The following is a 24364-nucleotide window of genomic DNA, read 5'->3' as shown; positions in this document are numbered from 1 at the left end:
CCTTATAACGTCTGCGCGTCGATGTGCGCGCTGACGTAGTCAAGAAAACAGGTGATGCGCGCCGCCAATTGCGTATTGCGGTAATACACCGCGTTGATCGGCTGGCGCACGTCCAGCGTCTCCTGCTCCAGCAACGTCACCAACTTGCCGGCTTCCCGATCGCGACGGGTCATAAAGTCTGCCAGCTGTACGATCCCCTCGCCCTGCAGCGCCAATTGCCGCAGCGTTTCACCGCTGGACGCAGAGATCGTCGGCGTGATGGCGAAATGCGGCGCCTGGCGATAGCGCAATGGCCACTGGTTCAGCGACTCCGGCTGGGTAAAACCGAGCAGACAATGCCGATGCAACTCCTCCACGCTCTGCGGCGTGCCGTGCTGCTGCAGATAAGCCGGGCTGGCGAGGATGCGCAGCCGGCTGGCTCCCAGCGCGCGCGCATGAATGGTCGAATCACGCAACGCCCCGATGCGAATGGCGATATCCGTGCGTTTTTCCAGCAGATCGATAATCAGGTTGTCGGTGTTCAGCTCGAGCGAAATTTGCGGATAACGTTCTCTGAATCCCGCCACCAGCGGCACGATGACGTGCTCCATAAAAGGTGCGGCCGCATTGATCCGCAGCCGCCCGGCGGGCATTTGCCGGCGCACCGCCATTTGCTCTTCGGCATTTTCCACCGAGCTGATGATCGTACGCGCATGGTTCAGGAAGCTCAGCCCCTCTTCGGTCAGCTCCAAACGACGCGTCGTGCGGCGCATCAGGGTGGTATCGAGCTTATTCTCCAGGCGGCTGAGCGCGCGGCTGATGCCGGATGTTGTCTGGCCGAGCCGATCGGCGGCGGCGGTGATAGAACCGCTGTCGACCACCGAGGTGAACGCCAGCAATTCTTCGAGCGTGATCTTCATGCATTCCGGCCCAGGTTATCGGGCGCCGCATGAACGCCCTGCGGGAAAGCCGGCCCGGCGTTTCGCCGGGCCAGGGTCAGGCTCAGACCGCCAATTCGGCCATGTCGCCCTTGTCTTGCAGCCAGTTGCGGCGATCTTCCGAGCGCTTCTTGGCCAACAGCATGTCCATCACCGCCAGCGTCTGATCGACGTCATCCTCCGCCACCGTCAGTTGCACCAGACGGCGGGTGTTCGGATCGAGGGTGGTTTCGCGCAGCTGCAGCGGGTTCATCTCGCCCAGCCCTTTAAAGCGCTGCACGTTCGGCTTGCCCTTCTTGCGCTTCAGCTGTTCCAGCACGCCGGCTTTCTCTTCTTCATCCAGCGCGTAGAACACTTCTTTACCGAGATCGATGCGATACAGCGGCGGCATGGCGACATAGACGTGGCCGCCTTTCACCAGCGAACGGAAGTGGCGCACGAACAGCGCGCACAGCAGCGTGGCGATATGCAGGCCGTCGGAGTCCGCATCCGCCAGGATGCAGATTTTGCCGTAGCGCAATTGGCTGAGATCTTCGCTGTCCGGATCGATACCGATCGCCACGGAAATGTCGTGCACTTCCTGCGAGGCCAGCACTTCGTCCGAGGAGACTTCCCAGGTATTCAGGATCTTGCCCTTCAGCGGCATGATCGCCTGATATTCACGATCGCGCGCCTGCTTGGCCGATCCGCCCGCCGAATCCCCTTCCACCAGGAACAGTTCGGTCATGGCCAGATCCTGCGAGGTGCAGTCCGCCAGCTTGCCCGGCAGCGCCGGCCCGCTGGTCAGCTTCTTGCGCACCACTTTCTTGGCGGCGCGCAGACGGCGCTGGGCGCTGGAGATCGCCAGCTCGGCCAGCTGTTCCGCCGCCTGAACGTTCTGGTTCAGCCACAGGCTGAAGGCGTCTTTCACCACGCCGGAAACGAAGGCCGCGCACTGACGCGAGGAGAGACGCTCTTTGGTCTGCCCGGCGAACTGCGGATCCTGCATCTTCACCGACAGCACGTAGGCGCAGCGATCCCAGATATCCTCCGCCGACAGCTTCACGCCGCGCGGCAGAATATTGCGGAATTCGCAGAACTCACGCATCGCGTCCAGCAGCCCCTGACGCAGGCCGTTGACGTGGGTGCCGCCCTGCATGGTCGGGATCAGGTTGACGTAGCTTTCGGTCAGCAGCTCGCCGCCTTCCGGCAGCCACAGCAGCGCCCAGTCCACCGCTTCGGTGTCACCGGCGAAATTGCCGACGAACGGCGCTTCCGGCAGGGTAATCAGACCGTTAACCGCTTCCATCAGGTAGTCGGTCAGGCCGTCCTGGTAGCACCAGCGCTGCTCGGTGTTGTTCACCTTATCGATGAAATAGATCTCGACGCCGGGGCACAGCACCGCTTTGGCTTTCAGCAGGTGAGTCAGGCGCGATACCGAGAAACGCGGGCTGTCGAAGAACTGTTCGTCGGGCCAGAAGTGCACGCTGGTGCCGGTGTTGCGTTTGCCGCAGGTGCCGGTCACCGTCAGATCTTGCACTTTGTCGCCGTTTTCGAAGGCGATGCTGTAAACGTTGCCGTCGCGGCGCACGTTGACTTCCACCCGCTTCGACAGGGCGTTGACCACCGAGATGCCCACGCCGTGCAGGCCGCCGGAGAACTGGTAGTTTTTATTCGAGAATTTACCGCCGGCGTGCAGCCGGCACAGGATCAACTCAACCGCTGGCACGCCCTCTTCCGGGTGGATGTCCACCGGCATGCCGCGGCCGTCGTCGATCACTTCCAGCGACTGATCGGCGTGCAGGATCACGTCGATGCGCTTGGCGTGGCCGGCCAACGCTTCGTCGACGCTGTTATCGATCACCTCTTGGCCGAGGTGGTTTGGGCGCGTCGTGTCGGTATACATGCCGGGACGACGGCGCACTGGTTCTAGACCGCTGAGTACTTCAATGGCATCAGCGTTATAGCTGGATTGAGTCATCGTTGATTATTTTTTCGTGGTTAAAGGGAGGTGCCGGAACGGCCCGTCAGACCGCGTTTAGCCCTAAAAAATCCACAATCTGGGGGAAGTAGTGCTCGAAACCGACGAAGGCGTGGTTTCCACCCGACTCCACCGTTTGCCGACACGCGGTGTAATACGCCACTGCCTGGCCGTAATCGAGAATTTCATCGCCCGTTTGCTGCAGCAGCCAGATTAAATCCGGCGACTCCAAAGGATCGATCTGCATCACTTTCAGATCGTAAACGTGCCGAGACTCTAACACATATTGCTGGCCGGTGTAGGGGTTCTCGTTGGCGCCGAGGTAGTCGACCAGCAGCTCAAACGGCTTGACCGCCGGGTTGACCACCACCGCCGGCAGGGAAAAACACTGCGACAGCCAGGTGGCGTAATAGCCGCCCAGCGATGAGCCGACCAGCCCGAGCGTTTGCCCGGCGCGTTCCAGCACCAGATTTTCCAGCATCTCGGCGGCCTCCGCCGGAAAGGCCGGCAGCTGCGGCACCAGCATCTCGATATCGGGATGGTGTTCGGCCAGCCAGGCCTTGAAGGCCACCGCCTTGGCAGACTGCGGCGAGCTGTTGAAACCGTGCAGGTAGAGCAGTGTCGAAGGCATCAGTATCCATCCGAGTCCATATCGGGGCGGAAATCGTCGTTTTCCAGGCGGAACACCTGCGTCTCGACGCGACCGTCCGGCAGCAGATCGAGGTAGCGCCAGCCGGGGGAAACGTCGTCGATGGTGAAGTTCGTGCAGTGCGGCTTGAATTGCACGCAGGTAGACGGCGTCGCCAACAGGCGCCGCCCCTGCCATTCCAGATCCAGATCCTGGTGAATGTGCCCGCACACCACGGTATTCACTTTCGGATAACGCAGCAGGATCGCGCCCAGCATATGCGGGTTGCGCAGGCTGTGCTGATCGAGCCAGGTACAGCCGGAAGGCAGCGGATGATGGTGCAGCAGCAACAGCGTATAGCGCTCGGGGTGAGCCTGCAGGCAGCGCTCCATCCACTCCAGCTGGTATTCGCTCAATTCGCCGTGCGGCACGCCGAACACCTGGCTGTCCAGCATCAGCACTTGCCAGTTATCGCCCAGCAGCACCTGTTTGGAAGGCGCGATGCCCGCGGCGGCCAATGCGTCGACCATCGCCGGTTGAAAATCGTGGTTGCCCGGCAGCCACACGCAGGGGGCCGGCAGTTGCGCGATGCCGGCGGCGAAGTGGCGGTACGCCTCTTGCGAATGATCCTGCGCCAAATCTCCCGTGGCGACGATCAAATCGACGTCGCGGCGCTGCGCCTGGATGGCGTCCAGCACCGCGTGATAGCTGCGATAGGTATTGATGCCGAGCAACGTCTCGTGTTCGCCGGCAAAAAGGTGGGTATCTGTTATTTGTAGAATCCTGACCGCGGCCCCACTCGCCACGGGCAGTTTAAACAGGCTTTCCAAATGGTGTCCTTTGTTATTTCAGTCTGTCTAACAAACCGGAACCGCCATCGCTCCATGCGCCAAACAGTAGCGCAGCCAATCAGCAAGAAACTGGTTAATTTGATGCTTTTCGTCGCGTTGATGCAACTTTTTATTAGGATAATCATAACGCGCTTTAAAGCGGTAGATCTGCTGACTGGAACACACTTCCGCAACCATGGCGTCATGGTACAACCGCACCGTCATCGCGGGCAGGCTCCAGTAGCTGACCGCCGGAAAGATCTGCTCGATCTCCACCAGCGACGTGTAACGCGTGGACTCAACGATGGTCAAACGATAGCCGGCGCCGTTCACCTGATAAGTCACCGTTTCGCCCGCTTCGTCGTTGCGCGGCAGCAAGCGGCGCAATTGCGCGAAGTTGGTTTCGCACAATCTCATCATTTCGGGGAAATCAGGGGTATAGCGCTGTTTCATTAGTTGGCCCACTCTTTTCTCAACGATTCATGGTGCAACGCCAGCCATTGCAATGCAATCACTGATGCGGCGTTATCGATCGCGCCTTCCTCAACCCAGCGGTAAGCCTGTTCGCGGCTGACCACATGAACGCGGATATCTTCATGTTCTTCCGCCAGGCCGTGGATGCCCTCGGCGGTGCCGGCGTCCACTTCGCCGACCATGATCGACAAACGTTCGCTGGTGCCGCCGGGGCTGGCCAGATAGCTCAGCACCGGTTTGCAGCGCCCGACCACCACGCCGGCCTCCTCCTGCGCTTCGCGGCGGCACACGTCCTCGACGCTTTCACCGGTTTCGATCATACCCGCCACCATTTCCAGCAGCCAGGGCGAATTACTGGTATCGACCGCGGCGATGCGCAGTTGTTCAATCAGCACAACCTCGTCGCGCACCGGATCGTAGGGCAGCAGCACCGCCGCATGGCCGCGTTCGAAAATTTCACGCGTGATTTCAGGGCTCATTTCGCCATTGAACAACCGATGGCGAAACCGGTATAAATTGAGTGAAAAAAAACCACGGTACAGCGTCTCGCGTGCAATAATTTCTACATCTTTTTTATCGAAAGTAACGGGCGACGGCTGCGAACGGTTCATGCGCGAATTCTCCTGCTTGAGTATGCCGATAAAATAAACGGTTTTGATGACAGAAACAGCGGGACTCTCCGCCGCGGCTTTATGTTAGTCTGTTTTTCGCCGCCGGATGCGGCACGTTTGTGCGCTCGCAGGTAATAGCGGGAAACAATCCGGATTGTCAGCCATAATATCAGCTGCAGTCGGCCCGGGCAGTACGCCAAGGTAAATGGGCGGTCTGAAAGGTAAAAGTTACGTGAGATGGCACATTCAGCCACCTGATGCGTACCTCAGACTCTGCTAGAATCGGCAACTATTTCGTCTATCGTCAGCGCTAACATAGCAATATTGCTGCACAACAAGGAATGCAAATGAAGAAACTGCTCCCCCTTCTTATCGGACTGAGCCTGGGCGGCTTCAGTGCAATGAGCCAGGCAGAGAACCTGCTGCAGGTCTACAAACAGGCCAGGGAAAGTAACCCGGATCTGCGCAAAAGTGCAGCTGACCGCGACGCCGCATTCGAAAAGATCAATGAAGCGCGCAGCCCGTTGCTGCCGCAGCTCGGTTTAACCGCAGGTTACGATTACACCAACGGCTATCGTGACAGCAATGGCGTTAACAGCAACGTGACCAGCGGTTCGTTGGCGCTGACGCAAACCATCTTCGACATGTCGAAATGGCGCCAGCTGACGCTGCAGGAAAAGACCGCCGGCATCTCCGACGTTACCTTCCAGACAGCGGAACAGCAGCTTATTCTCAACACGGCGACCGCTTACTTCAACGTGCTGAAAGCGATCGATACGCTGTCCTATACCCAGGCGCAGAAAGACGCGGTATACCGCACGCTGGATCAAACCACCCAGCGCTTCAACGTGGGCCTGGTGGCGATCACCGACGTGCAGAACGCCCGCTCGAACTACGACACCGTGCTGGCGGCGGAAGTCTCCGCCCGCAACGATCTGGACAACGCGCTGGAAACGCTGCGTCAGGTCACCGGCACCTTCTACCCGGAGCTGGCCTCGCTGAACACCGATCGCTTCAGCACCCAGCGCCCGGAAGCGGTGAACAACCTGCTGAAAGAAGCGGAAGCGCGCAACCTGAGCCTGTTGTCCGCCCGTCTGAGCCAGGATCTGGCGCGCGAGCAAATCCGCGCAGCCCAAACCGGCTATATGCCGACGATTGACGTCAGCGCGTCAACCGGCATCAGCAATACCAAATACAACGGCTCCAACACCGGTGGCGCGAATGCCGCACGCTACAGCGACTCCGATGCGGGCCAAAATAAGGTCGGCATCAGCTTCAACCTGCCGCTGTACAGCGGCGGCGCGACCAATTCGCAGGTCAAACAAGCGCAGTACGGCTTCGTCGGCGCCAGCGAGCAGTTGGAAAGCTCACACCGCAGCGTGGTGCAGACCGTTCGTTCGTCGTTCAACAACGTTAACGCTTCGATCAGCAGCATCAACGCCTACAAACAGGCGGTGATCTCCGCGCAAAGCTCCCTGGACGCGATGGAAGCCGGTTATCAGGTCGGTACCCGCACCATCGTCGACGTGCTGGACGCCACCACCACGCTGTATAACGCCAAACGTCAGCTGTCCGACGCGCGTTATACCTATCTGATCAACCAACTGAACATCAAGTCGGCGCTCGGCACGCTGAACCAGAACGATCTGCTGCTGTTGAACGGCGCGTTGGGCAAACCGGTATCGACCGCGCCTGACGCCGTCGCGCCGCAGAATCGCGCGCAGGACGCCTATGCAGACGGCTATCAGGACAATGCGCCGATGCAACAGACCGCGGCGCCGGTACCGGCGGCCACTCGCGCATCCGCGCCGGCCGTTACCACCAGCCAACCGGCTCGCAACAGCGGCAACCCATTCCGCAACTGATGCGCGCACGCGGATAAACACGGGGTTCGGCCTGCGCCGCGCCCCGTTTTTTTTTGCCTCGATTTCACCACTTCTGCCCGCCGCCTCACAGCCGCCGCCGCGTCAGGTGGTATCATCGTCACTCTCGTTTTCGCAGTCTGGATGAGGTTCGATGGACAACGATTCACGCTGGCAGCGTCTGATTAACGACGGCGAATTGCCGCCGCCGCTGCGCCCGGCACAGGCGGTTTACGCCTCCTGGCTGCGCTGCCGCAGCCTGATGCAGCCCGATGTCTGGCAAGCGCCGCACCGCGCGCAGGGCGCCACCTTCGAATCGATTTGCCGCCGCAAGAACGATCTGCTGACGCTCGGCCAGGCGGCGCTGGAAGACGCCTGCGAATACATGGAGCCGCGTCGCTGTCTGTTGATGATCCTCGACGAGAGCGGCTGCATGCTGTGGCGCTGCGGCGACGCCCAAACCTGGGAGCATCTGCAGCAACTGGGATTCGCCCCCGGCGCCTACTGGGCCGAGGGGCAGATCGGCACCAATGCCCCGGCGCTGGCGGCGGCGGAAGGCCACCCGGTACGAGTCAGCGGTGAAGAGCACGTGCGCCGGGCGCTGCACGGTTGGTCTTTCTGCGCAACGCCGGTCTACGACAACAGCGGCCGCCAGCGCGGCTCGATCGCGCTGGGCTGCCTGCTGGCCGACTGCGCCGCCGGCGATCTGTCGCTGACGCTGGCCATCGCCCGCGAAATAGGCAATTCACTGAACGCCGACGGCCTGCTGGCGGAATCCAACCGCCATCTGAACCAGCTTTACGGCCTGCTGGACGGCGTGGACGACGGCGTGATGGCCTGGGATCATCGCGGCTACCTGCAATACATCAACCAGCGCGCCGCCGGCCTGCTAAAGCTGGACGAGCAGCAGAGCCAGGGCAAACCGCTGGCGCAGTTGCTGACGCTGCCCGCTCTGCTCAAGCGCGCCATCGCCGATCGGCAGCCGCTGCAACACGTCGAAGTCACCTTCGAAAGCCAGCGGCAGTTTATCGCCGCCTTGCTGACGCTAAAGCCGATTTTCGACGGCGATCGCTGCAGTTTCATCGCCCTGCTGCACCCGCTCGAGCGGCTGCGCCAGTATGTCAGCAGCCAGTTGGGGCGCGTCAGCCACAGCTTCGAGCAAATGCCCTCCGCCTCGTTGGAGATGCGGCGGCTGATCCGTTATGGCCAGCAGGCGGCCAAAGGCCAGCATCCGATCCTGCTGCGCGGGGAGGAAGGCGTCGGCAAAGAGCGGCTCAGCCAGGCCATCCACAACGCCGGTGAACGCGCCGCCGGGCCGTATATCGCCCTCAACTGTCAACTGCTGCCGCAGGCGCAGGGGCTGCGTGAGCTGCTGGGCAGCGACGCCAGCGAAGAAGAGGCGGGCCAGCTCAGCAAATTTGAATTGGCCAACGGCGGTACGCTGTACCTCGAACAGATCGAATACCTGCCGGCGGAGATGCAGTCGGCGTTGCTGCAGGTGCTGAAAACCGGCGTGGTGATCCGCCTCAATTCCAGCCGGGTGATCCCGGTCGATGTGCGGGTGATCGCCGGCAGCGCCGCCGATCTGCCGCTGTTGGTGCAGCAAAACCGCTTCCGCCGCCAGCTGTTTTACAGCCTGCAGGCGTTCGAGATCCAGATCCCGCCGCTGCGCCAGCGGCTGAGCGATATTCCGCTGCTGGTCAAACACCATTTGCGCACGCTGGAGCAGCATTTCCAGTGTCGCTTTCGGGTGGATGACGAAGTGATGGCCCAGCTGGCGCTCTACCTGTGGCCGGGCAACGATTTGGAGCTGAAAGGAGTGGTGGAGCGCGCGGCGATGATCTGCCACGGCCACCACATCCAGCTGGCGGATCTGCCGGCGCACCTGCTCGGCCAGCCGTCGCTGCTGGAAAGCGATCCGCAGCCCGGCGCGCCGCTGTTGACGCTGACGGACATGGAACGCCAGGCGATCCTGCGCGCGGCGACCGTCAGCCGCGGCCAGCTGACGGAGATGGCGCAGCTGCTGGGCATCGGCCGCACCACGCTGTGGCGGAAGATCAAACAACACGGGATCGACATCCGCCAGTTCAAACTGCGCGCTTAGTGGCTGAGCTGCAATACCCCGCGCGCGGCGTCCAGCATCGCCTTCTGCCCGCTGCGGGTTTTACTCAGGCAATCCTGCATGCCGACCACCATCGGAATGCCCATCGCCTTCGCCAGAATGGCGCTGTGCGACAGGGCATTGCCGCCGCTCAGGCAGATGCCGAGCACCAACCGGCGGTCGAGCATCACCACCTCCGAAGGCATCAGCTCATCCATCACCAGTATCGACGGTTCTGCCAGCGCAATAACCGGCAGCGGCAGCCCCTGCAGATGGCACAGCGTGCGGCGCAGCATGTCGCGCACGTCCAGTTCGCGCGCCCGCATGTAGTCGTCATCCAGCTCGTGGTACTCTTCGGCGATCGCTTCCAGCACCTGTCGCCAGGCCTGCTCGGCGCTGCACAGCTGTTGCGCGATGCGGGTGTAAGCCGCCTGCTGCAGATCCGGATCGTCCAGCAACATGCTGTGGGCGCCGAAGATCGCCGCCTGCGGCTTGCCGATCAGCGTGCCGGTGCGTTCCGCCAGCCGGTTCAGATCGCTCAGCGTGTGCTGTAGCGCCTCCCGCAGGCGTTGCTGTTCGCCCAATACCTCGTCCGCGCCGATGCGCCGCTCGGACGTGGGTGGCCAGAAGCTGTAGGCCTGGAACACCGGCCCGCTGGTGACGCTTTCCGCCACCGGGATACCGTGCAGCGAAGGCTGCTGCCGCTCGGAGACCGTCTCGCCAAAATGCTGCTCCGCCAGCATTTTGAACGCCTCCAGCGCCTCGTCCGCCTGCGCGCCGTCGGCGATCAAACGGATGGTGTCGCCGTGACGCACCTGCAGCAACGCCAGCTGATTGAGGCTGCGCGGATCGACGCACTGCCCCTGCTTCTCCAGCACCAGCTCGGCCTTGAACGGCGCCAGCGTCTCGACCAGCCGCGCCGCCGGGCGTGCATGCAACCCGTGCGGGTTCTGCACCGTCCAGGTTGCGCTTTTGCCCTGCGCCAGCGGCAAGGCCACGCTTTTCGCCGTAGGTGAAGCCTCGCCCAGCTGTGCCTGTTTGGCCTGCAGCGCCCCCTGCGCCTCCGCAACCACCTGCTCCAGTGAGGCGCCGGAGTTGGCGGCAACCACCGCCGCTAGCGTGCCTTCAACCAGCGGCGCCGCACACAGCCGCACTTTGGCGGCCAGATCCGGATCCAGCAGATCGAGCGCGGTTTCGGCACTGAGCAGCGCGCTGCCCAGATCCATCAGCACCAGAACGCCGTCGCCGTCGGCGACCGCTTCGATTGCCTCCATCACTTTGACCGCGTCGGTGCCGATCGGGTGCTGCTCGTCATCCACGCCCGCCGCCAGCGCCAGTTTGCAGCCGTCGCCGCGCATCATCTGCCGCGCCAACTGCTCAACGCCGCGCGCCAGCAACGCGCTGTGCGAAACCACCACGATATTAATCATCTCGCCTCCTGCTAACTGCCGGCGACCTCGGCCAGCGTTTTCATCATCAACATCACTGAAGTGGCGCCGGGATCCTGGTGGCCGATGCTGCGCTCGCCCAGGTAACTGGCCCGCCCTTTGCGCGCCTGCATGGTGATGGTGTTCTCCACCGCCCGCTCGGCGCTGTCGGCAGCGCGCTGCAGCGCCTCCGCCACGCTCAGGTTCTGCTGCGCGGACTGGCCGAGGCTTTCCACCACCGGCCACCAGACGTCGCACATGGTCTTGTCGCCTGGCTCCGCCTTACCGCGCATCACTACGCCTTCCACCCCTTCTTGCATCACCTGATGCAGTTCCGGCAGATCCAGGCTTTGCTTGGCGTTCGCCGCCTGCGCCGCGCGGATGAAGAAGGTGCCGAACAGCGGACCGCTGGCGCCCCCCACGCTCGACAGCAGCGTCATGCCGGTGTTTTTCAGGATAAAGCCGATATCCTTGTCCGCCACCGACGGCAGCTTTTCCACCACCTTGTTGAAACCGCGATTCATGTTCAAACCGTGGTCGGCATCACCGATCTCGGTGTCCAACTGGGTCAGAAAATCGCGCTCCCGGCTGAACACCTCGCCGCAACGCATCAGCCAATCGACAACCTGTTGTTTGGTCAACGCCATGATTCCTCCTCAGCAACCCCAACGCAGCGCAGGCGTTTTCACCGGCGCATCCCACAAGGACAACAGCTCGTCATCCACGTTCAACAATGTGATGGATACCCCCTGCATATCCAGCGAGGTGCAATAAGACCCCACCAGGTTGCGTTCAATGATGATGCCCGCCTCGGCGCAGCGCTCCGCCAGCCGATGGTACACGCCATACAACTCAGACAATGGCGTGGAGCCCAGATTGTTGACCAGCGCGATCACCCGATCGCCGCGCGTCAGCGGCTGCTTGGTCTGCATCTCGTCGCGCCACTCGCCCTGCTGACGATCCCAGACGCGGATCGCGCGCTGATAGTGGCCGTGGTCGATCAACGTATGGAACATGTCGTCCACCGCCGCGTTGAGCGTGGTGAACGGCCGGCGCGCAATGCCTGGCTCGCCGTGAATGCCGACGCCGAACTCCATTTCGTTCTCCGCCAGGGTGAACGACGGCTTGCCGGCGGCCGGCACGGTACAGGCGCCCAACGCAATGCCGATTGAATGCCCGTGGTTGTTGATGCGATGCCCCAGCGTCACCACGCTGTCCAGATCGTCGCCGCGCGCCGCGGCGGCGCCCAACAGTTTCTCCATCAGCACGGTGTTGGCCACCCCACGCCGCCCGGCGGTAAACAGGCTGTCTTTGACCGCCACGTCGTCATCCACCAGCACCGTCGCCACCGCGACGCCGCTGTCGTGCAGCAGCTCGGTGGCGGTTTCGAAGTTGAGCACGTCGCCGGTGTAGTTCTTGATCAGCAGCAGCACCCCGGCGCCGCCGTCGATCGCCTGACCGCACTCGTACATTTTATCCGGCGTCGGCGAGGTGAAAATCTCGCCCGGACAGGCGCCGTCGAGCATCCCTTCACCGACGAAGCCGCAGTGCATCGGCTCATGGCCGCTGCCGCCGCCGGACAGGATCGCCACTTTGCCCGCCACCGGCGCGTCGGCGCGGGTCACGAACACCGGATCCGCGTGCACCAGCAGCTCGGGATGAGCCTCCGCCAGCCCCTGCAACTGCTCTTCCAACACCGACTCGCTCTGATTAATCAGTTTTTTCACGATGGTTTCCTCTGTAAGAACAGGGGCGCGGCGCACCGCGCCCCAACGGTATCAATGACGCTGCAACCAGGCGGCGCCCAGCCTATCCGCCGTCAGGATCGCCGCCTGCACGCCCGCAGGGGTGACCTTGAACGGCATGTTGTGAATGGTTTCACCCGCGGCGCAGCTGGCCTCGGCCACCGCCATCATCTTCGCCGTCGCATCGCCGGTGACGCCCATCTGCGCCAGCGTGATCGGCAAGCCGATGTCATGACAAAACGCCAGCACGGTTTCAATCTGCGCCATCGGGCTGTTCTGCAGCACCAGTTGCGCCAGGGTGCCGAACGCCACTTTCTCGCCGTGATACAGGTGGTGACACTCCTCCAGCACGGTGAAACCGTTGTGAATGGCATGCGCCGCCGCCAGCCCGCTGCTCTCGAAGCCGATGCCGCTCAGATACGTATTGGCCTCAATGATGCGTTCCACCGCTTCCGTCACCACGCCGGCCTCGACCGCCAGTTTGGCTTTTACCCCTTCGGCCAGCAGCGTGTCGTAGCACAGCCGCGCCAGACTGAGCGCCGCCAGCGTCGATTTGCCGCCGGCCATGCTGGTGGCCTGCGCGTCGAAGCAGGCCTGAGCTTCGAAATAGGTGGAGAGCGCGTCGCCCATGCCGGCTACCAGCAGGCGCACCGGCGCTTTGGCGATGATGGCGCTGTCCATCACTACCATGTCCGGGTTGCGCGGGTAGATCAGGTATTCAGCAAATTCGCCCTGTTCGGTGTAGATAACCGACAGCGCGCTGGTCGGCGCATCGGTGGAGGCGATGGTGGGAATAAGCACCACCGGCAGCCGTTGGTAGTGGGCGACGGCCTTGGCGGTGTCGAGCGTCTTGCCGCCGCCGACGCCGATCACCCCGCGGCAGCCGTGGGTCTGCAGCTCGCGGCCAAGGCGGTCTATCTCTTTACGGCAGCACTCGCCGTTGAAGCGGGCCGCATGATGTTTCACGCCGTGCTGCTGCAGGCTGCCCATCAGGGTGTCGCCCGCCAGCTGCATCACAAAGTCGTCAGCGATCACGAAATAATGGTCGGCGAGGGATTTGGCGTATTCGCCGACGGCGGACAGCGCATTGGCGCCCTGAATGTATTTGCCTGGTGACTGGATGATTCTCAACATAACCGGATCCTTGTAGGGAGTTGGCGATGGTAACGTTCAGATATCAGGTGATGACGCGCCGGCTTCGCCGCCGGCTTGTTGTTGTGCTTCGACTATGAGCGCCTGCCGCCCGCCTGGCGAGCCACGCGATTTTTGTTCCATTATGGAACATCATCATAGCGACAACGTTTCATGATGAAACGCTAACGCGCGTTTTTTCGCCGCGAAAGCGAACTGGCGCACACCCCAACGTATAACTGCGTAAAGAGTGGATTCTGCGGGCGTTTCAGCTTTAATTTTGACCATGTTTCCCCTATCCTTAGCGCCACTACTGGGAAAGGGCGAAAACAGCCCGCATGATGGGATTGATAACGATGAAACGGACAAAAAACATCAACCAAGAGACGTTCCGCAAATCCTGGCGCAGCTACCGTGTCGCGCCCGTGGCTTTGGCGATCAGCGCCGTCTTTATGCTGGCCGGCTGCGAGAAGAGCGATGAAACGGTCTCCCTGTATCAGAATGCCGATGACTGTTCGCGCGCCAATCCTTCGATGAGCGAGCAGTGCACCACCGCCTACAACAATGCCCTGAAAGAAGCCGCGAAAACCGCGCCGAAATACGCCACTCGCGAAGACTGCGTCGCCGAGTTCGGCGAAGCGCAATGTACCCAGGCTCCGGCACAGGCCGGCATGGCGGCGGAATCACAAAGCAGCGGCAGCTTCTGGATGCCGCTGATGGCGGGCTACATGATGGGCCGCCTGATGGGCGGTTCCGGCTTCGCGCAGCAGCCGCTGTTCACCTCCAAGAATGCCGCCAGCCCGGCGAACGGCAAGTTTGTCGACGCCAGCGGCAAGAGCTACGGCCCGGCCACCGCCGGCGGCCGCACCATGACGGTGCCGAAAACCGCGATGGCGCCGAAGCCTGCGGTCACCAATACCGTTACCCGCGGTGGCTTCGGCGAGACCGTGGCCAAGCAGACCAGCATGCAGCGCAGCAGTGCCACCTCCAACTCCGGCTCTCGCAGCATGGGCGGTTGATGCATGAAACGTATTGCTATTACTGAGCGCCCGGACTGGCGTGAAAAAGCGACCGAGTTCGGTTTTCGTTTCCACACCATGTACGGCGAGCCGTACTGGTGTGAAGACGCCTATTACCAGTTCACGCTGGCGCAGATTGAAGAGATCGAAAGCGCCACCGCCGAGCTGCATCAGATGTGCCTGCAGGTGGTGGAGAAAGTGGTCGGCAGCGACGAGCTGATGGCCAAGTTCTGCATCCCGAAACACACCTGGGAGTTCGTGCGCAGCTCCTGGCGCACCAACCAGCCGTCGCTGTATTCGCGTCTCGATCTGGCCTACGACGGCGTCAACCCGCCGAAGCTGCTGGAGAACAACGCCGACACGCCGACCTCGCTGTATGAAGCGGCCTTCTTCCAGTGGCTGTGGCTGGAAGATCAGATCAATGCCGGCAAGCTGGATCCGCAATCGGATCAATACAACAGCCTGCAGGAGAAGCTGATCGAGCGTTTCGCCGAGCTGAAAGCGCATCACGGCTTCGGCCTGTTGCATCTGGCCTGCTGCCAGGACAGCGAAGAAGATCGCGGCACGGTGCAATATCTGCAGGACTGCGCGCAGGAAGCCGGTCTGCCGACCGAGTTCCTGTTCATGGAAGAGATTGGCCTTGGCGAGAAAGGTCAATTCACCGATCTGCAGGATCAGGTGATCGGTAACCTGTTCAAGCTCTATCCGTGGGAATTCATGCTGCGCGAGATGTTCTCCACCAAGCTGGAAGACGCCGGCGTGCGCTGGCTGGAGCCCGCCTGGAAAAGCATCATCTCCAACAAGGCGCTGCTGCCGCTGCTGTGGGAAATGTTCCCGAACCACCCTAACCTGCTGCCGGCTTATTTCGCGCAAGACGATCATCCGCCGATGGATCATTACGTCACCAAACCGCTGTTCTCGCGCGAAGGCGCCAATATCCAGATCGTCGAAAACGGTCAGGAAGTGGCGCGCGTCGATGGGCCGTACGGCGAAGAAGGCATGATCGTGCAGCAGTTCCATCCGCTGCCGAAGTTCGAAGACAGCTACACGCTGATCGGCAGCTGGCTGGTGAACGATCAACCTTGCGGCATCGGCCTGCGCGAAGATCGCGAACTGATCACGCAGGATCTGTCGCGCTTCTATCCGCACACCATCCTCGGTTGATCGCACCACTGAAGGTAAAAACGCCAGTCTCTGACTGGCGTTTTTTCTTTAGCCCACCTGCACCGACAGCATGCTAAGCGCCCCCATTTCGATACCGTCGATCGGCACGCTGATGGCCTCTTTTCCATCCCAGCCGCCGAGCACATACAGCAACGGCAGATAGTGTTCCGGCGTCGGATTCGACAGCGCCGCCCCCTCATGGCGCATGAAATCCACCAGCGGATGGTTATCGCCCCGATAACGCAGGTTATCCCGGACAAAGTTATTGAATGATTCCGCCCACGGGTAGGCGCTGGTATCGCCCTGCCATTTCACCATGCGCAGGTTGTGCACCACGTTGCCGCTGGCGACGATCATCACGCCCTCGTCCCGCAGCGCGGCGAGTTTGCGGCCCAGCTCATAGTGATAGGCCGCCGGCTGCGTGCCGTCGACGCTGAGCTGCACCACCGGAATGTCAGCATCGGGATACATCTTGATCAGGACACCCCAGGTGCCGTGATCCAATCCCCACTCGCCGAGATCCGCCGTTACCGGCACCGGCGCCAGAATTTGCTGCAGCTGCGCGGCCAGCGCGGGAGAGCCCGGCGCCGGATAGCGGGTATCAAACAGCGCCTGCGGGAACCCGCCAAAGTCGTGAATGGTTTTGGGTTTTTCCATCGCGGTGACCGCAGTGCCGCGGGTATACCAATGCGCGGAAACCGCCACGATCGCCTTCGGGCGCGGCAATGACTCACCCAACGCACGCCATGCCCGGGTGTAACGGTTGTCTTCCAGCACATTCATCGGGCTACCGTGGCCAAGAAACAGTGCCGGCATACGAGAGGTGTTCATAGAGGGATCCTTAGTTCAAATTGTGCTATGCCGCTACATTACGCGCTTTGCCGCACCAACACAGCCGGATAACCGTGATGAAGATATTCAATAAATTTGAATTAAAAGTAGAGAAATACGCCGGTCCGCAGAAAGATAAAAAAATCATATATTTCAATAAATTAATAATATCAGTGAATAGCATGACATTACTGCCACACAGATCCAATTTGTGAACAATTTATGTATTTTTTGTTAACAAAATCTATACACTCCTCCTCTGCCGACGGGAGCAGGCAACGCCGTCGCGCGATGGGAATTACGTCTCACCAAGGAGGAATTCATGTTCAGACTCACACTGGCAACCCGCCTGGCGCTTTCCATGTTCTTACTCGCCGGCTGGACGGCAACCACCGGCGCGGCGGACAACGCGCAGCTGACGCAGCGCGAAGATCCTTACTTCCTTCAGGCGCAAGCTCAGCTGCAACAGCGGCTGAAGCAAACGCCAAACACCAACCGCGCCAAAAACGTCATTCTGGTGGTCGGCGACGGCATGGGGTTTTCCACCGTGACCGCCGCTCGCATTTTTGAAGGGCAGCAGCGCGGCGTGGATGGCGAATCCAACGTGCTGGCCTGGGAGGCCTTCCCCTATTTGGCGGCGGCCAAAACCTACTCCGCCGACGCCCAAATCACCGACTCTGCGCCCAGCGCGGTGGCGATGACCACCGGCGTCAAAACCATCAACGATCTGATGGGCCTCAACCATACGGCTACCCTCAACAACTGCGAGGATCAGCAAACCAAGGCCGTCACCACGCTGTGGGAGATGGCCGCAACGCTCGGCATGTCCACCGGCGCCGTGACGACCGCCACCATTACCCACGCCACGCCGGGCGCCACCTATGCCCATATCGCCAATCGCGACTGGGAGTCTGACGCCAAAATGCCGGCGGACGCCCTGGCCGCAGGCTGCCGCGACATCGCGCGCCAGCTGGTGGAAATGAAGTACGGCAACGGCCTGAACGTGGCGATGGGGGGCGGGCGCGCCAACTTCCTGCCCGACAGCGTGAGCGATCCGGAATATCCCGGCAAGAAAGGCGCCAGAAAGGACGGCCGCGACCTGACGCAGGCCTGGCTGCAACGCTACGGCGAGCGCGGGCAATACGTCTGGAATCAGGCGCAGTTCGACAAAATCGAACCGGGCAACGTCGACCATCTGCTGGCTCTGTTCGAACCGTCGCACATGAACTTCGAGCACGACCGGCGGCAAGACGCGGCGGGAGAACCCTCACTGGCGGAAATGACCGGCAAGGCCATCGATATTCTGTCCAGGAATCCTGAGGGCTACCTGCTGTTAGTCGAGGGCGGACGCATCGATCACGGCAGCCATAACGGCAATGCCTACCGCACGCTGAGCGACGCGGTCGCGCTGAACGAAGCGGTGAAAACCATCATCGATAAGGTCAATCTGGACGACACGCTGGTGATCGTGACCGGCGATCACAGCCACACGCTGACCATCGCCGGCTATGCCAAGCGCGGCAATCCTATCCTCGGCATTTCCGTCGGCGTCGACGGCAAACCGCGGCTGGGCAGCGACGGCAAGCCCTACACCACCGTCGGCTTCGCCAACGGCCCCGGCGGCACAATCCCGCTGACCGAGCGCCCGGCATTAACCATGGAACAGGCCACCGCGCCCGACTTTATTCAGCCGGCGCTGGTGCCGCTGAAAAGCGAGACGCACGGCGGGGAAGATCTCGGCATCTACGCCATCGGCCCCTGGGCCCATCTGTTCCAGGGCACGGTGGAGGAGAACTACACCTTCCATGTGATGAATTATGCCAGCCGCATCGGCGAACGCCTGTCAAAACGCTAGCCACAAAAAAAGCCGCTTTACGCGGCTTTTTTATCGTTGAAAGCGGCCGGCGATCAGCTGGCTTTTTTCTCGTGCGCCTGGCGGTAGGCCACCAGATCTTCGATGGTCAGCACCACCATGTCGTGCTGTTTGGCGAAGGTAATCACTTCCGGCGCATGCGCCATGCTGCCATCGTCGTTGGTCAGTTCACACAGCACGCCGGCGGGTTTGAAACCGGCCATGGAAACCAGATCGATGGTCGCTTCGGTGTGGCCGCGGCGGCTCAGCACGCCGCCCGGCTGCGCGCGCAGCGGGAACACATGGCCCGGACGATTCAGGTCGCTCGGCTTGGCGCTATCTGCCACCGCCGCACGGATGGTGGTCAGGCGATCGGAAGCGGAAACCCCGGTGGTCACGCCCTGCGCCGCTTCGATGGTCACGGTGAAGGCGGTCTGGAACTGGCTGGAGTTGTTGGTCACCATCATCGGCAGCTCAAGCTGCTGACGGCGTTCTTCGGTGATGCACAGGCACACGATGCCGCTGCCGTGGCGAATAGTCAGCGCCATCTGCTCAACGGTCATGGTTTCCGCGGCGAAGATCATGTCACCTTCGTTTTCACGGTTTTCATCATCGAGCACCATTACGCCGCGCCCGTTGCGCAGTGCGTCGATCGCGCGTTCAACGCGTTCTGTTGGCGTGCCGAAGTCTGAAAGTAGCGTCTGATTCATGGTAAAAAACCTCATTAAAAATTATGGATTACCAGAACCAGGGCGATCTTGAGGAGTAGCTAGCAATAGCTAAAAAAATAACGCAAGCGGGCGCATGCCCGGCAGATACCGTTACTCTCTCCCATCCGGACTATAACCGTCGGCCCCGGAATTACACCGGATCTGCTGACCTCTAACCGGCCTTTACAGGCTGGCTGAGCGCTCGCGGGCTTTCACCGTAGAAGGTGATTTACCGCCGGTGGGGACTTTCACCCCGCCCTGAGAATAAGCAAGATGACTATAACGCTAATGGGTAGACAGGGCAATTGGCAAAAGCACAATTCGGCCACGTACGGCGAATGCGCTTAATGGTTTATCCGGCGGGCAACTCGCATTACACTAAGCGGCAGCTATTAAACTCTGAAAGGGATACGCCATGATTGACCCGAAAAAAATCGAACAAATCGCACGCCAGGTTCATGAGTCCATGCCTAAAGGCGTTCGTGAATTCGGGGAAGACGTTGAGAAAAAAATCCGTCAGGTGCTGCAGTCGCAGCTGACCCGTCTGGATTTGGTTAACCGCGAAGAGTTCGACGTGCAGACTCAGGTGCTGTTGCGCACCCGCGAGAAGCTGGCGCTGTTGGAGCAGCGCATGGCCGAGCTGGAAAGCAAGCTGAGCGCGGCGCCGGCCGCCAAGCAGGAAGACGAATAATTCCCGCCAAGGGCGCGCACCGCGCGCCCTTGTTCTTTAGGTTGCCCGGCGTTAGCCGCGCCCGTCTTTGATCGCTTTGATGATGTTGGTGGTCGACAGGCCGTCTTCAAAGTTCAGCACTTTGACATCGCCGCCGTTGGCCCACACTTCCGCACTGCCGGCAATCTCTTCCGGCTTGTAATCGCCGCCTTTCACCAGCAGATCCGGCAAGATGTCGGCGATCAAGCGCTGTGGCGTGTCCTCCTCGAACGGCACCACCCAATCCACCGCTTCCAGCGCGCCCAGCACGATCATGCGGTTCTCCAGCGCGTTGACCGGGCGTTTCTCCCCTTTCAGACGCTTGGTCGAGGCGTCGCTGTTCACCGCCACGATCAGGCGATCGCCCAGCTTGCGGGCGTTGGCCAGATAGGAGACGTGGCCGGCATGCAGAATGTCGAAGATGCCGTTGGTCATCACCACTTTCTCACCGCGCTGACGCGCCTGCGCCACGGCGTTTTTCAACTGTGCTTCGGTCATCACGCCAAAGCCGGTTTCGGCGCGGCCGCGCACCGCGTTTTCCAGCTCGATCGGCGACACGGTAGACGTACCGAGCTTGCCCACCACCACGCCGGCGGCGGCGTTAGCCAGGAAGCAGGACTCTTCCAGCGAATTGCCGGCGGCCAGCGAGGCGGCCAATACGCCGATCACGGTGTCGCCGGCGCCGGTCACATCAAACACTTCCTGCGCCTGGGTCGGCAAGTGCAGTGGCTCAACGCCAGGCTGCAGCAGCGTCATGCCGTGTTCGGAGCGGGTAACCAGCAGCGCCGACAGCTCGAAATCCGCCACCAGCTTCATGCCGCGTTCCACCAGTTCTGCTTCATCCTTACAGTGGCCCACCACCGCTTCGAACTCGGACAGGTTCGGCGTCAGCAGCGTCGCGCCGCGATAGCGCTCGAAATCGGATCCTTTCGGATCGATCAACACCGGCACCTTGGCGGCGCGCGCCAGTTGGATCATGCCCTGCACCTGGCTGAGCGCGCCCTTGGCGTAATCGGACAGCACCAGCGCGCCGATCTGCGGCAGCGCCTGCTGAATGCGCTCCAGCATCGGCTGCGGATCGACGTTGGAGAAGCCTTCTTCGAAGTCGAGACGGATCAGCTGCTGGTTGCGCGACAGCACGCGCAGCTTGGTGATGGTCGGATGGGTCGGCACCGAGACGAAGTCGCAGCGCACGTTGACTTCATTCAGCTTGGCGCTCAGCGCCCGCGCCGCATCGTCGATGCCGGTCAGGCCCACCAGACGGGAAGTGGCGCCCAGCGAAGCGATGTTCATCGCCACGTTAGCCGCGCCGCCGGGACGCTCTTCGATGGTATCGACCTTGACCACCGGCACCGGGGCTTCCGGTGAAATGCGGCTGGTCGGCCCATACCAATAGCGATCCAACATGACGTCACCGACCACCAGCACACCGGCGCGGCGAAAATCAGGCAGCGTAACTTTCATCCGATAACTCCAAAAAAGAACAAAATTTTAGTGGCGCAGATATTACCACAGACCGCCGGAATACCCGCAAAAAGGTATTAATCCAGCCATTTGGCCCAGCTGGCGCGCACCTGCTCGCGCTCGGCGGCAAACAGCTCGCTGCCGACCTTGCCGGAATGCTCCTGCAGCGCCAGGTGGTGGATCTCGTCGCGCATGGTGACATAAGCCTGGGTCAGCGCGCGCGCCTCCTCTTCCGGCATGATGTCGTAATTGGCCATCAGCTCGAAGATGCGCACGTTGTCCGACCAACGCGTCAAGCGCGGTTCGCCCGGCGCATAGCGTAAGACCAGATATTGGGCGATAAATTCGATGTCGGTAATGCCGCCCTCATCGGTTTTGATATCAAACAGATCGCGCTGTTTGTTGCCGAGATGGTTGCGCATCTTTTCGCGCATCTCGCGCACTTCACGCTTCAGGGTCTGCGCATCGCGCGTTTTGCACAGGATCTCGCGCCGGATCGCGTCGAACTGCTGATGCAGCGCCGGGTCGCCGTGCACGATGCGCGCACGCACCAGGGCCTGATGTTCCCAGGTCCAGGCTTCGTTTTGCTGGTAGTCGGCGAACGCCTCGACGGTGCTGACCAGCATCCCCGCAGCGCCGGAAGGCCGCAGGCGCGCGTCCACCTCATACAGAATGCCCGAGGACGTGCGGGTGCTGAACAGATGCATCACCCGCTGCGCCAGCCGCAGGTAGAACTGGCGGCCGTCGATGCAGCGATCGCCGTCGGTCATCACCTCCGGCGGGCAATCCAACAGGAACACCAGATCGAGATCGGAACTGTAACCCAGCTCCCAGCCGCCCAGTTTGCCGTAGCCGATCACCGCAAAGCCGCGCCCCTCCCGCTCCTGCAAATGGGTGGGCTGGCCGTAGCGCGCCACCATGTCGCTCCAGGCCTGTTGCACCACCGCGTCGATGATCGCCTCAGCCAGATAAGTCAGGTGATCGCTCACTTTCATCACCGGCAGCGCGCCGGCGATATCCGCAGCCGCGATGCGCAGCTGCTGCGCCTGTTTGAACTGGCGCAGCGCCTCCAGCTTTTGCTCTTCGTCGTCTTCCGGCACCCGCAGCAGATACTGCCGCAGCTCGCTGCGGTAGGCGTCCAGCGCCACCGGCTGATACAACGTGGCCGGATCCAGCAGTTCGTCCAGCAACAGCGGGTAACGCGACAGCTGGTTGGCAACCATCGGCGACGCGGCGCACAGGCGGATCAGATGGCTGAGCGCCGCATGGTACTCCACCAGCAGCTCGAGGTAGGTAGTGCGGGTGACGATGCTGAGGAGCAGCTGCGCCAGCCGCACCAGCGCGGTCGGGGCGTCCTGGCGCGGGCATACCTCCGCCAGCAGGCGCGGCATCAGCTGATCGAGTACGTCGCGGCCGCGCGGGCCGATGGTGCGCTTGTCGACGTCGTGGCGGAAATCGGCGATGGTGCGCAGCATCTGTCGGCGCCCCTCTTCGTCGAGGTGCGGCGTCAGCGGCGCCAGCTCGTTCTCCTCCAGCGCGTCCTGCCACAGGCTGTGGTAGTGCTGGTAGTCGGGATCTTCGCCGACATCCGGGCTATCGTCGCCGATCAGGTCGTCGAACACCGCGCGCACCGCCTGCATGTGCACCTCCAGCGCCGCCATCAGCGCCGGCCAATCCGCCAACCCCATGCCGTAGGCCAACCGAGCCTGATCGAGCGCCTCCTGCGGCAGCGTCTGTGTTTGCTGATCGCCAATCGCCTGCAGCAGGTTCTCCAGCCGCCGCAGGAACAGGTAGGCGGCGCTCAGCGCCCGCACCTGCTCGCTTTCCAGCAGCCCCAGCTCGCCCACCGCCTGCAGCGTCGGCAGCAGTGAACGCCCCTGCAACGCCGGTTCACGGCCGCCGCGGATCAGTTGGAATACCTGGGTGATGAATTCGATTTCGCGAATGCCGCCGGCGCCCAGCTTGATGTTGTCCTTCAGGCCGCGCCGCCGCACTTCACGGGCGATCATGCCCTTCATGTTGCGCAGAGACTGAATGACGCTGAAATCGATGTAGCGGCGGAACACGAACGGGCGCAGCGTTTTGCGCAGCTCCTGGCTGTAGGCGTCTTCCGCCCCTCCCATCAGGCGCGCCTTTACCATCGCATAGCGCTCCCAGTCGCGCCCCTGTTCCTGGTAGTAATCCTCCAGCGCCGCAAAGCTCATCACCAACGGGCCGCTGTCGCCGAACGGCCGCAGCCGCATGTCGACGCGATAGACGAAGCCATCGATGGTCTGTTGATCCAACGCCTTGATCAGCCGTTGGCCGAGGCGGGTGAAGAACTGAGCATTGTCCAGCTCGCGTCGCCCGCCCTGGGTTTGACCATTTTCCGGGTAAGCGAAGATCAGATCGATGTCCGATGAGAAGTTCAGTTCGCCGCCGCCCAGCTTACCCATGCCGAGGATCAACAGCGGCTGCGGCTCGCCGGCGGCGTTGCACGGCGTGCCCCATTCGCGGCAGCAGGTTTGATACAGCCAGTCGCGCGCGCTGACGATCAGCGTCTCCGCCAGCCCGCTCAGCTGCAGCAACGTTTCTTCGGTCGAACACAGCCCCTGCGCCTGCGCCCAGGCGATGCGCACCAGCGTTTCGCGGCGAAACAGACGCAGCGTACGCATCAGCTGCGCTTCGTCGCGCACCTCTTCCAGCTCGTCCTGGAGCCAGGCGGCATAGTGTTGCCACTCGCCGGGTGCCGGCGGCTGTTCGCGCAGCGTTGCCAGCCAGGCCGGCTGGGCGAGCAGCGCGTCGCTGACGAAATCGCTCGACGCCAGCACCCACTGCTCCTGCTCGCTAAAGGCGCAGTCCGCGCCGTGAACTTCCTGAAAACGCTGCACAACCTGCTGTGCCTGAGCCTGTAACGCGGCTGAAAGTGGCGACATAGTGTATGACCCGT

Annotated in this window: 20 protein-coding genes and 1 riboswitch; of the genes, 6 read left to right on the top strand and 14 right to left on the bottom strand. The window is 61.8% G+C overall.

Annotated features, from left to right (window positions below; translation table 11 throughout):
• Positions 1 to 2: 2 nt before the first annotated feature.
• The 6 genes from WFM45_RS16350 to nudF all read right to left on the bottom strand — a co-directional run bounded on the left by WFM45_RS16350 (position 3) and on the right by nudF (position 5420).
• Positions 3 to 899 (bottom strand): LysR substrate-binding domain-containing protein, encoded by an 897-nt coding sequence (locus WFM45_RS16350; protein ID WP_015379080.1) that lies wholly within the window; start codon positions 897 to 899, stop codon positions 3 to 5.
• 82 nt (positions 900 to 981) lie between these two features.
• The gene (parE, locus tag WFM45_RS16345) at positions 982 to 2877 is read right to left on the bottom strand and encodes a DNA topoisomerase IV subunit B (RefSeq protein ID WP_004937254.1); all 1896 of its coding nucleotides are present in this window, start codon (positions 2875 to 2877) and stop codon (positions 982 to 984) included.
• A gap of 46 nt (positions 2878 to 2923) precedes the next feature.
• Positions 2924 to 3508 (bottom strand): esterase YqiA, encoded by a 585-nt coding sequence (yqiA, locus tag WFM45_RS16340; RefSeq protein WP_015379081.1) that lies wholly within the window; start codon positions 3506 to 3508, stop codon positions 2924 to 2926.
• Positions 3508 to 4335, bottom strand: a complete 828-nt coding sequence (cpdA, locus tag WFM45_RS16335) for a 3',5'-cyclic-AMP phosphodiesterase (protein WP_004937250.1) — start codon at positions 4333 to 4335, stop codon at positions 3508 to 3510. Before cpdA ends, yqiA begins: the two co-directional genes overlap by 1 nt.
• A gap of 27 nt (positions 4336 to 4362) precedes the next feature.
• A complete protein-coding gene (locus tag WFM45_RS16330; RefSeq protein ID WP_004937244.1) occupies positions 4363 to 4788 on the bottom strand; it encodes a DUF1249 family protein in 426 nt (141 codons plus the stop codon).
• Positions 4788 to 5420 carry an ADP-ribose diphosphatase gene (nudF, locus tag WFM45_RS16325; RefSeq protein ID WP_004937242.1) on the bottom strand — a complete coding sequence of 211 codons (633 nt, stop codon included), beginning with the start codon at positions 5418 to 5420 and terminating at the stop codon, positions 4788 to 4790. Before nudF ends, WFM45_RS16330 begins: the two co-directional genes overlap by 1 nt.
• A gap of 347 nt (positions 5421 to 5767) precedes the next feature.
• Here nudF and hasF point away from each other — a divergent pair, with 347 nt between their 5' ends.
• The gene (hasF, locus tag WFM45_RS16320; protein WP_004937240.1) at positions 5768 to 7285 is read left to right on the top strand and encodes a multidrug efflux transporter outer membrane subunit HasF; all 1518 of its coding nucleotides are present in this window, start codon (positions 5768 to 5770) and stop codon (positions 7283 to 7285) included.
• A 151-nt stretch (positions 7286 to 7436) separates the two neighbouring features.
• Complete coding sequence (gene dhaR / locus WFM45_RS16315; protein ID WP_336956447.1) at positions 7437 to 9386, top strand: dihydroxyacetone kinase operon transcriptional regulator DhaR; 1950 nt, start codon at positions 7437 to 7439, stop codon at positions 9384 to 9386.
• Here dhaR and dhaM read toward each other — a convergent pair.
• The 4 genes from dhaM to WFM45_RS16295 are packed head-to-tail and all read right to left on the bottom strand — an operon-like array spanning position 9383 to position 13689.
• Positions 9383 to 10813 (bottom strand): dihydroxyacetone kinase phosphoryl donor subunit DhaM, encoded by a 1431-nt coding sequence (gene dhaM, locus WFM45_RS16310; protein ID WP_336956445.1) that lies wholly within the window; start codon positions 10811 to 10813, stop codon positions 9383 to 9385. The genes dhaR and dhaM overlap by 4 nt on opposite strands.
• A gap of 11 nt (positions 10814 to 10824) precedes the next feature.
• A complete protein-coding gene (dhaL, locus tag WFM45_RS16305; RefSeq protein ID WP_060560329.1) occupies positions 10825 to 11457 on the bottom strand; it encodes a dihydroxyacetone kinase subunit DhaL in 633 nt (210 codons plus the stop codon).
• A 9-nt stretch (positions 11458 to 11466) separates the two neighbouring features.
• Positions 11467 to 12537, bottom strand: coding sequence for a dihydroxyacetone kinase subunit DhaK (dhaK, locus tag WFM45_RS16300; RefSeq protein WP_336956444.1), 1071 nt, complete (start codon positions 12535 to 12537; stop codon positions 11467 to 11469).
• A gap of 51 nt (positions 12538 to 12588) precedes the next feature.
• Positions 12589 to 13689 (bottom strand): glycerol dehydrogenase, encoded by a 1101-nt coding sequence (locus WFM45_RS16295; RefSeq protein ID WP_004937227.1) that lies wholly within the window; start codon positions 13687 to 13689, stop codon positions 12589 to 12591.
• Positions 13690 to 14042: 353 nt separating this feature from the next.
• Here WFM45_RS16295 and WFM45_RS16290 point away from each other — a divergent pair, with 353 nt between their 5' ends.
• Both WFM45_RS16290 and WFM45_RS16285 read left to right on the top strand, forming a co-directional pair.
• Complete coding sequence (locus tag WFM45_RS16290) at positions 14043 to 14705, top strand: DUF1190 family protein (RefSeq protein ID WP_004937226.1); 663 nt, start codon at positions 14043 to 14045, stop codon at positions 14703 to 14705.
• 3 nt (positions 14706 to 14708) lie between these two features.
• Positions 14709 to 15869: a glutathionylspermidine synthase family protein gene (locus WFM45_RS16285; RefSeq protein ID WP_021505070.1), complete on the top strand. Its 1161-nt coding sequence runs from the start codon at positions 14709 to 14711 to the stop codon at positions 15867 to 15869.
• Positions 15870 to 15917: 48 nt separating this feature from the next.
• On the opposite strand, the gene ygiD is transcribed toward WFM45_RS16285, so the two are convergent.
• Complete coding sequence (ygiD, locus tag WFM45_RS16280; RefSeq protein WP_004937222.1) at positions 15918 to 16700, bottom strand: 4,5-DOPA dioxygenase extradiol; 783 nt, start codon at positions 16698 to 16700, stop codon at positions 15918 to 15920.
• Positions 16701 to 17022: 322 nt separating this feature from the next.
• On the opposite strand from ygiD, the gene WFM45_RS16275 reads away from it, so the two are divergent.
• The gene (locus WFM45_RS16275; protein ID WP_060560333.1) at positions 17023 to 18555 is read left to right on the top strand and encodes an alkaline phosphatase; all 1533 of its coding nucleotides are present in this window, start codon (positions 17023 to 17025) and stop codon (positions 18553 to 18555) included.
• A gap of 53 nt (positions 18556 to 18608) precedes the next feature.
• On the opposite strand, the gene ribB is transcribed toward WFM45_RS16275, so the two are convergent.
• The gene (gene ribB, locus WFM45_RS16270) at positions 18609 to 19262 is read right to left on the bottom strand and encodes a 3,4-dihydroxy-2-butanone-4-phosphate synthase (protein ID WP_004937218.1); all 654 of its coding nucleotides are present in this window, start codon (positions 19260 to 19262) and stop codon (positions 18609 to 18611) included.
• A gap of 109 nt (positions 19263 to 19371) precedes the next feature.
• Positions 19372 to 19532: riboswitch (FMN riboswitch) on the bottom strand.
• Between the two features lie 145 nt (positions 19533 to 19677).
• On the opposite strand from ribB, the gene ubiK reads away from it, so the two are divergent.
• Positions 19678 to 19953 (top strand): ubiquinone biosynthesis accessory factor UbiK, encoded by a 276-nt coding sequence (gene ubiK / locus WFM45_RS16265; RefSeq protein ID WP_004937216.1) that lies wholly within the window; start codon positions 19678 to 19680, stop codon positions 19951 to 19953.
• Positions 19954 to 20004: 51 nt separating this feature from the next.
• Here ubiK and hldE read toward each other — a convergent pair whose 3' ends face one another.
• Both hldE and glnE read right to left on the bottom strand, forming a co-directional pair.
• Complete coding sequence (gene hldE, locus WFM45_RS16260; protein ID WP_004937214.1) at positions 20005 to 21435, bottom strand: bifunctional D-glycero-beta-D-manno-heptose-7-phosphate kinase/D-glycero-beta-D-manno-heptose 1-phosphate adenylyltransferase HldE; 1431 nt, start codon at positions 21433 to 21435, stop codon at positions 20005 to 20007.
• Positions 21436 to 21512: 77 nt separating this feature from the next.
• Complete coding sequence (gene glnE / locus WFM45_RS16255) at positions 21513 to 24350, bottom strand: bifunctional [glutamate--ammonia ligase]-adenylyl-L-tyrosine phosphorylase/[glutamate--ammonia-ligase] adenylyltransferase (protein WP_060560334.1); 2838 nt, start codon at positions 24348 to 24350, stop codon at positions 21513 to 21515.
• Between the last annotated feature and the right edge of the window lie 14 nt (positions 24351 to 24364).

The sequence above is a fragment of the Serratia sp. KG1D genome, assembly GCF_037150675.1.
Lineage (GTDB): Bacteria > Pseudomonadota > Gammaproteobacteria > Enterobacterales > Enterobacteriaceae > Serratia > Serratia nematodiphila.
The sequence above is the reverse complement of the archived record's forward strand: the minus strand, read 5'-3'. Positions and strand labels throughout refer to the sequence as shown.

Excerpts from the sequence above, each read along its gene's own strand:
- dhaR (WP_336956447.1), top strand. The coding sequence starts at position 7,437 with ATGGACAACGATTCACGCTGGCAGCGTCTGATTAACGACGGCGAATTG.
- nudF (WP_004937242.1), bottom strand. The coding sequence starts at position 5,420 with ATGAACCGTTCGCAGCCGTCGCCCGTTACTTTCGATAAAAAAGATGTA.
- dhaL (WP_060560329.1), bottom strand. The coding sequence starts at position 11,457 with ATGGCGTTGACCAAACAACAGGTTGTCGATTGGCTGATGCGTTGCGGC.
- ubiK (WP_004937216.1), top strand. The coding sequence starts at position 19,678 with ATGATTGACCCGAAAAAAATCGAACAAATCGCACGCCAGGTTCATGAG.
- WFM45_RS16295 (WP_004937227.1), bottom strand. The coding sequence starts at position 13,689 with ATGTTGAGAATCATCCAGTCACCAGGCAAATACATTCAGGGCGCCAAT.
- glnE (WP_060560334.1), bottom strand. The coding sequence starts at position 24,350 with ATGTCGCCACTTTCAGCCGCGTTACAGGCTCAGGCACAGCAGGTTGTG.
- hasF (WP_004937240.1), top strand. The coding sequence starts at position 5,768 with ATGAAGAAACTGCTCCCCCTTCTTATCGGACTGAGCCTGGGCGGCTTC.
- WFM45_RS16290 (WP_004937226.1), top strand. The coding sequence starts at position 14,043 with ATGAAACGGACAAAAAACATCAACCAAGAGACGTTCCGCAAATCCTGG.
- WFM45_RS16330 (WP_004937244.1), bottom strand. The coding sequence starts at position 4,788 with ATGAAACAGCGCTATACCCCTGATTTCCCCGAAATGATGAGATTGTGC.
- WFM45_RS16285 (WP_021505070.1), top strand. The coding sequence starts at position 14,709 with ATGAAACGTATTGCTATTACTGAGCGCCCGGACTGGCGTGAAAAAGCG.
- WFM45_RS16275 (WP_060560333.1), top strand. The coding sequence starts at position 17,023 with ATGTTCAGACTCACACTGGCAACCCGCCTGGCGCTTTCCATGTTCTTA.
- dhaM (WP_336956445.1), bottom strand. The coding sequence starts at position 10,813 with ATGATTAATATCGTGGTGGTTTCGCACAGCGCGTTGCTGGCGCGCGGC.
- hldE (WP_004937214.1), bottom strand. The coding sequence starts at position 21,435 with ATGAAAGTTACGCTGCCTGATTTTCGCCGCGCCGGTGTGCTGGTGGTC.
- yqiA (WP_015379081.1), bottom strand. The coding sequence starts at position 3,508 with ATGCCTTCGACACTGCTCTACCTGCACGGTTTCAACAGCTCGCCGCAG.
- ribB (WP_004937218.1), bottom strand. The coding sequence starts at position 19,262 with ATGAATCAGACGCTACTTTCAGACTTCGGCACGCCAACAGAACGCGTT.
- WFM45_RS16350 (WP_015379080.1), bottom strand. The coding sequence starts at position 899 with ATGAAGATCACGCTCGAAGAATTGCTGGCGTTCACCTCGGTGGTCGAC.
- parE (WP_004937254.1), bottom strand. The coding sequence starts at position 2,877 with ATGACTCAATCCAGCTATAACGCTGATGCCATTGAAGTACTCAGCGGT.
- ygiD (WP_004937222.1), bottom strand. The coding sequence starts at position 16,700 with ATGAACACCTCTCGTATGCCGGCACTGTTTCTTGGCCACGGTAGCCCG.